At 51.7% G+C, this 9,132-nt stretch carries 14 protein-coding genes; 8 read left to right on the top strand and 6 right to left on the bottom strand.

Annotation, left to right across the window (positions count from 1 at the left end; translation table 11 throughout):
- The 4 genes from ACJ8IN_RS24435 to ACJ8IN_RS24420 form a co-directional block, all read right to left on the bottom strand.
- Positions 1 to 337, bottom strand: a 337-nt coding sequence (locus tag ACJ8IN_RS24435; RefSeq protein ID WP_442519555.1) for a hypothetical protein, incomplete at its 3' end; no start/stop codon positions are given.
- A gap of 17 nt (positions 338 to 354) precedes the next feature.
- Positions 355 to 1,338: a phage integrase gene (locus tag ACJ8IN_RS24430; protein ID WP_089191538.1), complete on the bottom strand. Its 984-nt coding sequence runs from the start codon at positions 1,336 to 1,338 to the stop codon at positions 355 to 357.
- A gap of 9 nt (positions 1,339 to 1,347) precedes the next feature.
- Complete coding sequence (locus ACJ8IN_RS24425) at positions 1,348 to 1,965, bottom strand: type VI secretion system-associated protein TagO (RefSeq protein WP_115115918.1); 618 nt, start codon at positions 1,963 to 1,965, stop codon at positions 1,348 to 1,350.
- A gap of 117 nt (positions 1,966 to 2,082) precedes the next feature.
- Positions 2,083 to 2,382, bottom strand: coding sequence for a helix-turn-helix domain-containing protein (locus ACJ8IN_RS24420; protein ID WP_308325654.1), 300 nt, complete (start codon positions 2,380 to 2,382; stop codon positions 2,083 to 2,085).
- 88 nt (positions 2,383 to 2,470) lie between these two features.
- Here ACJ8IN_RS24420 and ACJ8IN_RS24415 point away from each other — a divergent pair, with 88 nt between their 5' ends.
- Genes ACJ8IN_RS24415 through ACJ8IN_RS24405 form a run of 3 tightly spaced genes read left to right on the top strand, consistent with a single transcriptional unit; the run spans position 2,471 to position 3,224 of the window.
- Positions 2,471 to 2,740 (top strand): hypothetical protein, encoded by a 270-nt coding sequence (locus ACJ8IN_RS24415; protein WP_048233866.1) that lies wholly within the window; start codon positions 2,471 to 2,473, stop codon positions 2,738 to 2,740.
- A gap of 11 nt (positions 2,741 to 2,751) precedes the next feature.
- A complete protein-coding gene (locus tag ACJ8IN_RS24410; protein ID WP_048233410.1) occupies positions 2,752 to 2,964 on the top strand; it encodes a DUF4761 family protein in 213 nt (70 codons plus the stop codon).
- A complete protein-coding gene (locus ACJ8IN_RS24405) occupies positions 2,961 to 3,224 on the top strand; it encodes a hypothetical protein (protein ID WP_048233408.1) in 264 nt (87 codons plus the stop codon). The genes ACJ8IN_RS24410 and ACJ8IN_RS24405 overlap by 4 nt, the downstream gene beginning before the upstream one ends.
- Before the next feature lie 91 nt (positions 3,225 to 3,315).
- Here ACJ8IN_RS24405 and ACJ8IN_RS24400 read toward each other — a convergent pair whose 3' ends face one another.
- Positions 3,316 to 3,786, bottom strand: a complete 471-nt coding sequence (locus ACJ8IN_RS24400; protein ID WP_197845755.1) for a hypothetical protein — start codon at positions 3,784 to 3,786, stop codon at positions 3,316 to 3,318.
- Positions 3,787 to 4,211: 425 nt separating this feature from the next.
- On the opposite strand from ACJ8IN_RS24400, the gene ACJ8IN_RS24395 reads away from it, so the two are divergent.
- Positions 4,212 to 4,415 (top strand): hypothetical protein, encoded by a 204-nt coding sequence (locus ACJ8IN_RS24395; protein ID WP_197845756.1) that lies wholly within the window; start codon positions 4,212 to 4,214, stop codon positions 4,413 to 4,415.
- Between the two features lie 11 nt (positions 4,416 to 4,426).
- On the opposite strand, the gene ACJ8IN_RS24390 is transcribed toward ACJ8IN_RS24395, so the two are convergent.
- Positions 4,427 to 4,642 (bottom strand): hypothetical protein, encoded by a 216-nt coding sequence (locus tag ACJ8IN_RS24390; protein WP_308326163.1) that lies wholly within the window; start codon positions 4,640 to 4,642, stop codon positions 4,427 to 4,429.
- Between ACJ8IN_RS24390 and ACJ8IN_RS24385 the strand changes: the two genes are divergently transcribed.
- The 4 genes from ACJ8IN_RS24385 (at position 4,561) to ACJ8IN_RS24370 (ending at position 9,121) form a co-directional block, all read left to right on the top strand.
- Positions 4,561 to 4,785, top strand: a complete 225-nt coding sequence (locus tag ACJ8IN_RS24385; RefSeq protein ID WP_308325653.1) for a TraR/DksA family transcriptional regulator — start codon at positions 4,561 to 4,563, stop codon at positions 4,783 to 4,785. The two genes, ACJ8IN_RS24390 and ACJ8IN_RS24385, sit on opposite strands and share 82 nt — an antisense overlap.
- On the top strand, positions 4,782 to 5,648 hold the full coding sequence (locus ACJ8IN_RS24380) for a Dam family site-specific DNA-(adenine-N6)-methyltransferase (RefSeq protein WP_308325652.1): 867 nt from the start codon (positions 4,782 to 4,784) through the stop codon (positions 5,646 to 5,648). Before ACJ8IN_RS24385 ends, ACJ8IN_RS24380 begins: the two co-directional genes overlap by 4 nt.
- Positions 5,645 to 8,017 (top strand): replication endonuclease, encoded by a 2,373-nt coding sequence (locus ACJ8IN_RS24375; RefSeq protein WP_308325651.1) that lies wholly within the window; start codon positions 5,645 to 5,647, stop codon positions 8,015 to 8,017. The genes ACJ8IN_RS24380 and ACJ8IN_RS24375 overlap by 4 nt, the downstream gene beginning before the upstream one ends.
- A 135-nt stretch (positions 8,018 to 8,152) precedes the next feature.
- Positions 8,153 to 9,121, top strand: a complete 969-nt coding sequence (locus tag ACJ8IN_RS24370; RefSeq protein ID WP_442519554.1) for an AAA family ATPase — start codon at positions 8,153 to 8,155, stop codon at positions 9,119 to 9,121.
- Positions 9,122 to 9,132: the final 11 nt, after the last annotated feature.

The following is a 9,132-nucleotide window of genomic DNA, read 5'->3' as shown; positions in this document are numbered from 1 at the left end:
CATTAGAATAAATAAAATAACAACTAGGATCATGCATTACAAAGGAAACATCAACCTCATTCCCTTCTTTATATAGGCTATTAATCTTATCAAGCACCCTCTTCAAAGATTTTATAGTCCATAGATTCCTTTCGCACTCACGTGAAATTATGTTCTTCATGGCAATGAGTTTTCTTTTATTTGCACGGTATTTTTTAACTGCTTCAACAACCTCTTTTACAATAAATAAAATAATGGCGAATATGACCGTCACAGGCAAAAACGACGAATTTTCTTTCAAAGGGTTACTGAGTAAAAACTCAGTCCGTGAGAGATCGAAGAAATAATTATTAAACATGAATAGCATCCCAAAAATCAGTTAATAGTTTTACTTATAGGGTTAAATCTAACCGCATCTTCCAGATAATCCGGCGCAAAGTGCGCATAGACCATTGTTTGTAAAATACTTGAGTGCCCTAAAATCCGCTGCAGTGCCAGAATGTTGCCGCCATTCATCATGAAATGACTGGCGAACGTATGCCGCAGCACATGCACCGCTTGTCCCGCCGGCAGGCCGGGAGCAACTTCCTTCACGCACAGTCGGACATAGGGATAATTCAGATCCTTGAACAGCGGCCCCGACTTCACGCCGCTGGTGATCTCTTTGCAGAGTTCGGGCGAGATCGGCACCGTCCTGTTCTTGTTGTTCTTGGTGTTCAGATAGGTGACCTTGTTACCGATCACCTCTTCCTTTCGCAGCTTCGCCACTTCACCCCAACGGGCGCCCGTCGCCAGGCAAAGACGGACAGCTTTCAGGTGATCACCGTCGAGCCGTTCCTGCAGTGCCACGATCTCGGCCTGGGTAAGAAAGCCCATTTCCTGCGCCGGCAACTTCATTTTCTTCATGGCCTTGAGCGGGTGCTCGCCGTGGTAATGCCCCAGCTCAATGAGAACAGAGAACACGCCGCCCAGCATTTCCTGGTCAAGGTTGACCGTCTTGGCCTTCTTGCCTTCGGCAAATCGCAGCGCCCGGTAGTCAGCGAAGAAAGTGCGGGTGATCTGGCTGGCTTTGGGTTGCCCCATTTTCTCCGCCATGACGCGCAATTTCTGCGCCCTCTTCACTCCGTCTTTCAAGTGCTGGCCGTGATGGTTCCACCACAGGTCGATCAGGTCGGTTAATGGTCGATGATCAGCAGGCTTATCAAGCCACTCTTTGTTATTCTGCGTCGCGATAATCCAACGCTCAAACTGCTGCGCTTCAGATTTCGTCTTAAACTTTTTGCGAACACGCTTCCCTTCTCTTCCTTGAGGGCGCACATCTACCATGTAGCCATCAGCACCAAGAGATTTAATGCTCATTCGTTGCCCTTACCACTTACAGGCTTCACGTAACGGCTTGATAGCTGTCGACAAACCAGACAAATCAAAAGTAGTCTGTGCAGGGTTTTCTCCATAAGGTGTTATTTGCACAAACATTTTTTTACTTTTCATCAGTTCTTTGATGAAAGAGATTGTCTGTCCGCTATAGAAGGTGGCCTTATTGTCAGTGGAGATCTGCCAGGTGCGATTGACTGCTTTTTGGGAATCAATACGAGTAAGAACACGCGTACCATCAATCCCCAGGAATGTCTCCCAATTGATAAAAAGCTCAGTTTTTTTCTCTCGGCATGTGATGAACAAGAAAGGAGTAATTGATCCACCAAATTGTCCTCGAATCTGATTTTCCGCGGACAAATAGACGAACTCATTGCTTGAATCATCGATTGGCGATTTTTCGCTTCTTGTCTCCCATTTACCCGCTGACTGAGGTTCTGAGCTTTCTGTTTTGTCCTCAGCCTTTAACTTTCCGAGCTTATCAAAGCACTGGAGGCGTTCACTGTCACCAGTAACTTTCTGGCACTGTGCCAGTTGCTCCGAAATGTTCGTTCCTGCATGTGAAAAGCCAACAAAAGAACTAAATAAGACCAGAGATATTATTTTTTTCATTTCAATTATCACCTAACTTAATTATTTCAATCTAAGTTTATTATTGCGTATCCATCCAAAAACTTTTTTCCACACAAATTCCGCCTTTCCCCCAAGAATTCATGATGTTCCAGGCGATTAACCAGCCTTCTGGCCTTTTTGGCGGCTGGATGTGCTGTCGTGCCCATCAGGGGAGAGAGCAGGAGAGATCTGTCCGATTTCCGGCGCGACATCCCCTGTCATCAGCCACATCGTGTATTTTTTTAACTGCGGATTGTTAACCACAAGCTCGATTGTTTTTAAGCCTGCCTCCGTCTGTCCCGTCTCATAGTTCTTTATCGAACCAAGCGGAACCCCGACCAAATCAGAAAAAGCCTTCTGAGTTAGCCCCTCAGCCCTTCTGATCGATTTCAATTTTTGCGCGTAATCGCTTGACATGGTCACGTCCAAATGACTATCCTTTCGAAAAGGTCACGTTAAAGTGACCTTAATGACTTAAATCTGCGTGATCTTAAAGGGTACCACTATGAACAAAAACCGACAAAAAAAGGTGATTGGAGTGAGGGAAAATCAATTACCTGCAGATTACCCATTTGGTGATCTGTTAGAAGAGTCGATCTCTGATTACGCACGCCGCATTGGTAAGAATCCGCAAACGATCCGCACTCAGGCAGACACCGGTGCCCTACCGATTTTACAAGCTCGTCCAGGCGCCAAGCGCCGGGTCAATCTTTACGCCATCTACCTGAATGCCAAACGTCACGCGGAGAAGTTTGTCGCGCATATGGGCTCTTGAGGAGGTCGCTCATGACGGAGATGCAACCGCGTGCCCTAATCCAGCTCTCGAAGCACACGTTCGTCTACCGCGGGTTCACTATCCATAAGTGCCCGCGCCATAGCGAAACGAACCGCACGGCCTACCAGCTGATGAGCAACGGGGATTATTTCGGTCGTGATTTCGCATTGGCGGAAGCCATGCGCACAGTCGACAACATGGTCAAAGCTCGGGGAAGAAAATGAAACAGCCTTACAAGATCCTCATTGAGGAACTCCTGCAGCACTACCACACCAAAACGGCCAACTTGCAGATGGCGACCGCCACCGCGCCAGAGGTTCGCCAGGTATCACTGAACGATTACGCTTTCCGCCTGTGCATTGGCCTGACCGGTTTACTGAGCACCGCAGAAGCCGCTGGCGATGGCCCGGCTGCCGCCGTTATCGATCGCCTGATCATGCGCTGCAACAACGGCGATATTCCGCAACCTGGATTATCTGCATGAGCCGGGTTAACCCGGCCCATCTGAGAGTGCATCCCTTCCATTAACGGTGGGTGATTGGCGTCACGGGGTGCGCTCTCAAATGGGGAAAGATTTAACGCGGTACGCCGCCAGCAAGAGCAGAAACGAGACGTTCAACAATGGAGAGTTTTTCATGATGCTTCTTTTTACCAAGCGAAATCATAGCTCGATTTCTTGCCGGGTTAAAAAGGCTGGAGAGAGCATTACTGTCAAACTCTTCGAGCATATTAACGCGTGCGTTCATCTCATCAACACTGAGGTTATGCATTTCGTTAATAAGCGAAAGATATCGCTTAGCCTGCTGACGCGCAGCTTCGGATTTCTTTCCATGCTGAAAGGCAACTCGAATACCACTAATAATTGCGACTATAGCGCCAAACAACTGACTGAGCGCGCTGTTAGCAAAAATACCAGCGCCAAGAATAAGCATCACAGCATTAGCCGTAAGATCAATTCTGCGGTTAATGGTTGCTGTCATCACCTCCAGCCAATAGCCGTACCAAATGCGGAAACGCAAAGTATATTCAGTCGGTTGTTGTGCCATAAAGATTTACTCCTCGTCATCATCCTCCGGTGGCTCAGGTTTATGCAACACGTGGAAGTCATCGGATTTATCGCGAGATTGCGAATTGTCATTGTCGCCCATAGAGGCTCCTTCTTGTGGTGGGTGGTTGTCATGCCCATGTTCCTGCCAGAACCTGGTGGGCATGGCGAAGATACCACAACGCGGCCGGGCGCGTAATCCCGGAGCGTTCAGGGCAATCACTAAAATCTGGTCGCGTCCTTATAAAAGCATGGGCTGCAATAGAGCAGATAAATAGATTGCCCTTCCCATGAGCCGGCATGGTTAAAAACCGGCATATATTCCAGTGAGTAATTAGCGTGCTCACTGAAATATAAAAATAACGTTCTCTACAAAATGTCGCTTCACGGTGGCGGGATTCTCACACCCTAAATTCAGGAGGGGTTATGCACGATGACGAATTACACACAGCTTTTATGAATGCGCGCAGTTCTGAACGGTTGCAATTACTTGAGCTGTTAGAGAGCAAACTTGATCGCCTTGCGGCCGATAAAACCTCCCGCGACCAGGTATTCAGTGCGCTAAAAGACTGGATCAACCTTCGCCGCCCCTCCGCCAACGAAACCAAGCCGGAGACAACGCAATTATGACGTTCTTCTTCTCACTCGCTGCTGTTTGGGCGGTTATCTCCATGGGATTGGTGGGCTGGGTTATCTACCGCTATTGCAAATTTTGCCGTGCATTCAATCGGCAGTGTTTGCCGCCAGAACAACGCAATTACGACCAGGAACAACAATGGCCGATCAAATCGATATAGCTCAGGAGCAGCATCAACTGGTTCTTGAGTCTCAAATCGCCAGCGCTCGTCCACAGCCATGTGGGCCTTCTGCGTTCACTTGCGAAACCTGCGATGCACCGATACCAGAAACACGCCGCGCTCTCGTTCATGGCGTAACGCGCTGCGTTACCTGCCAGGAAATCCATGAAGCCAAAGCTCGACATATCAGAGGTAACCCATGAACAAGCCCGCCCTTAAATGGCTCGGCAGCAAAGCCCGTATCATCAACACACTGCGCCAGCATCTGCCGGAAGGGAAACGGCTGGTTGAGCCGTTCGTCGGCTCCGGTGCGGTATTCCTCAATACCGACTACGACAGTTATCTGCTGTGCGATATCAACAGCGATCTGATCAACTTCCACAACGTCGCCAAAAACCACCCTGAAGTGCTAATCCGCGAGGCGCGTTACCTGTTCAACACACATCCGGAGCAAGCGGGCTATTACGCCGTGCGTGCTGACTTTAATCTGCGCTGTGACAGCAATTTCATCTATCGCGCCGCGCAGTTCCTTTACCTGAACCGCCACACCTTCAACGGTGTATGCCGCTACAACCTGCGCGGCGAGTTCAATTCACCGTTCGGTCATCGAAAGGCGCCCTACTTTCCAGAAGACGAGATCAGAGCCTTCGCGGAAAAGGCGCAGGCAAAGAAAGCGATTTTCCTGTGCTGTACCTTCCCGGAAGCGATCAGAATGGCCCAGGCCGGCGACGTAATTTATTGCGATCCGCCTTACATTCCAGCCAGCACCACCGCCAACTTCACCAACTATCACACCGACGGTTTTACCAACGAGCAGCAGCAAAAGCTGGCACGCATGCTGCGCATTGCCGCTAAGCGCGGCCGCCACGTCGTGGCGTCGAACAGCGAGACGGACGCAGCCAAAGCACTGTACGCCGATTTCGCTATCACCTCGATCACCGCCCGCCGCTCTGTCAGCGCCAAAGCTGCCAGCCGAGCAGACGCTGGCGAGATCATCGCAACCATGAGATCACAAGACACCGGTATCGGCTGGTATCAAAAGATAGGTACAGGTAACTCCGAGTGACGAATAACTCACGCGGACGACGCCAGCCATCCCCGCCGCTACCCTATCCGGGCAGCGGCGCGGTTGCTTTTGAATACGCATATTCATGGAACGCCAAGCGCGACGCCATCGTTACCGAGCGCGCCGACGAACCGGCATCGATCCAGTTATTCGGTACCACCAACCACGCCGGCGAGCCGGTGCGCATTCCTCTGTTTGATATCGCCGGTCAGTCCCGCGTTGCCGATCCCGCGCCGCGCCGCCTGCGCCGGCGGCTGGCCGCTCTTCCCCAGTATGTCCGACGCTATTACACCCTGCGTCTGAATAGCCTCGAGCAAGGCAAAGGAATGAAGGCCGCCAACGGCTGGCTGGTCAATACCTTTGAGCGCCACGTCCTGCCGCGCATCGATGCAGTCAACGAACAGTACCAGATCGGCCAGGTGCCGCCGGCGCTGATCGCCTTCCGCGATGATTTCTTCCGCATCCCATACAGCGGGAAAAAAGACCTCAAGCGCCTGGCTCACAGGCTGGCCGATTGCATGACGGGCGAGTTTGTTCGCCTCTGCGATTACTGGGCCGCCGCAGCTGACGATCTGGCCTTTGCCGTGATCTATGCCTATGGCCGCATCGGGTATTTAACCCAGAGCCTGAATATGTTCGCTCCGGGCTGGCAGCAATATTGCAGCGGGCAGTTGAGCGCGGAAGATGCAACGCGCGCCGTCGCGCGCCTCGAATCACCGGCATGGTGGTTGCGCCGTTTGCGCCGCCTCCATGACCAGTGGCGCGAGCACCTCATGATCGCCGCGGGCTACGTCAGCGATAAGGCAACGCCCTACTGCAGCGATCCATGCCTGAAAGAATGGCACGCCCAGAAGAAGGCCAACCGCGAGTTTTTGAAGTCGCGGGAACTCGAAGACGTGGACACCGGCGAACGCGTTTCGCTGGTCGATAAGGTGGACGGCAGCGTCGCCAATCCGGCAGTGCGCCGCGCTGAGCTGATGAACCGCATGCGCGGCTTTGAAGATTTGGCGAAGGCCCGCAATCTTGCTGGCGAGTTTTACACCCTGACGGCGCCGTCGAAGTACCACGCTATGCAAAGCAAGACCGGACGCCGCAATAACAAATACCGCGGCGCCAGCCCGCGCGAAACCCAGCGCTATCTATGCAAGGTATGGTCAAAGGTGAGGGCGTCGTGGAAGCGCGCCGGCATTCGCGTGTTCGGCTTCCGCGTCACCGAGCCACACCACGACGAAACCCCGCACTGGCATTTGTTGCTGTTCCTCAAGCCTGAACACATCGAGCAGGCGCGCGACATCTTCCGGCGCTATGCGCTGCAGGTTGATGGTGATGAGCCAGGTGCCGCCGAATACCGTTTCAGCGTTACACCGATGGATGAGCAATTCGGTTCTGCCACTGGCTACATCGCGAAATACATCTCGAAAAATATTGATGGGTACGCCCTGGACGACGAGCTGGATCACGACACCGGCGAACCGCTGAAGGATATCGCCAAGCGCGTGAACGCCTGGGCGTCGCGTTGGCGTATTCGTCAGTTTCAGCAGATTGGCGGCGCCCCGGTTACGGTATACCGCGAGCTGCGCCGGCTGCGCGATCGCGACCTGTTCCTGCACCCGGAGATCTCGCCCGCGCACATCGCGGCAGATGCCGGCGACTGGGCCGGGTATACCGACGCCCAGGGCGGCCCGTTAGTCGAGCGCCGTCACATCCGCGTGCGGATAGGCTACGACATCACAGAGAACGGCAACGATTACGGCGACGACATCAGCAAGATCGCCGGCGTTTACTCGCCGTTCGCCAGGACGCAGCCGATGATTTACACCCGCCTGAACACCTACAAGATTGTCCCGGCCAGCGCCGATCCGGGTTCGGCCGTTGACCTTCAGGCGGCAGCGCCGCCCCTCGGAGTTCTGTCAATAACTGTACGCGGAACGCAGCAGGAGGAAGACAGACAGGGCAGTAGCTCCGGCCTTTTGCCCACAGATATAGATGCAAATGACCGCGCCAACTGGACGCCTGGGGGTGATTTTGAGGGGATGACGCGCCGGGAACGGCGGGCCTTCAACGAATACCTGATAGCAGAAGTGAAAAAAACGCGAAGTAAGCAGCCTGCGGCACGCCAGCCTGTTGGAAAACTGGCGCTGAACGTCGAGGAGATAACCGATTTCGCGGCCTCGATCGGCCTGGCGCTGACCGAGCTGGAAGCGAAAAAGCTTGCCAGCGGTGATGAGTTGTCGCTGAACAGCAAGCGCTGGCGGGCTGGCGCCGATGGAGTCATCCGCGAAGCCCCAGCCAGCTACGCGGAAAAACGAAGCGCCATTATGAGTCGGGTTTTTGCACTGAAAAATCATCGGTATTGTCACGAACAATGATGTCAGCCTGCCTCAGGCCAGCACTGTAATTACATATAGTATTTTTCTTTCCCACTATGAAAAAAAATGCAATACTATAAGTAGTCCACAAACGACAATTTTAATTTAGATGAAAAACAAGAGGTTACAAAAACAATGGGCGAGTTGAGCGGAATTCAGTCAGATTTAGCCCAGTTAGTCAGACTGGTGATCACTGAACAGTATGATGACGTGCGCCTCTATGTCGCACGCTTGGTTCGTAAGTACCGTGAGTCTATGCCAGCTCTTTCCGAACAATTGGATTTGTATTTACGAAGCAAACCACAGAAACCTACCCAAGGTTTGAGAAAAGCTAACACCCCGGATCTAGCGCCGCAGACTATGCCTGTTGACGAAGATTCTAGATTGACCTTGTTGAAAGCTCCATCAGATAAGGCGCAGATTTCCAAACCGATGCTAACAAGCAGTATCGAAGATGCATTGGATCAACTCATCCTTGAGCGCAAAAGCATTAAGAAACTTGAGGATCTAGGTCTAATGCCGACTCGCTCTGCAATCTTTGTAGGTCCTCCTGGTGTTGGTAAAACCCTTACGGCTAGTTGGCTTGCGCAGAAATTAGGTGTTCCTTTCTATGTGCTTGACCTGACAGCGGTGATGAGTAGTTACTTAGGCAAAAGTGGTAATAACTTACGAGCGGCTCTGGATTTTGCGAAAAAAGGTCCATGCGTATTACTTTTGGATGAAATAGATGCAATTGCAAAAAAACGTAGCGATGATTCAGATGTAGGTGAACTTAAACGCCTAGTGACTGTTATTTTACAAGAGGTTGATGAATGGCCGTCATCGAGCCTACTTCTTGCTGCTACTAACCATGCAGAACTGATAGATCCAGCGCTCTGGCGTCGATTTGATCTTGTCCTAAATTTTGATAAACCAGATCAAGCTGCTATACGTGATGCAGTAACAAGATTTTTGGGGCCTGATTACGCCATTTTTGGACGATGGATGGACGTTTTGGCCTTTAGATTTAAAACAACTTTCTGTTGTAACCGCCGCCGGAAACTGAACGCAGTTAAGTTCAACATTATTAAGGCGTATCTATCATGGATTTCTTTCTGCAATTAGCGGTTATATTG

This window comes from Serratia sp. CY31944 (assembly GCF_052169175.1).
Taxonomy (GTDB): domain Bacteria; phylum Pseudomonadota; class Gammaproteobacteria; order Enterobacterales; family Enterobacteriaceae; genus Serratia; species Serratia sarumanii.
Note: the sequence above shows the minus strand (reverse complement) of the source record. Positions and strands in the feature narration are given on the sequence as shown.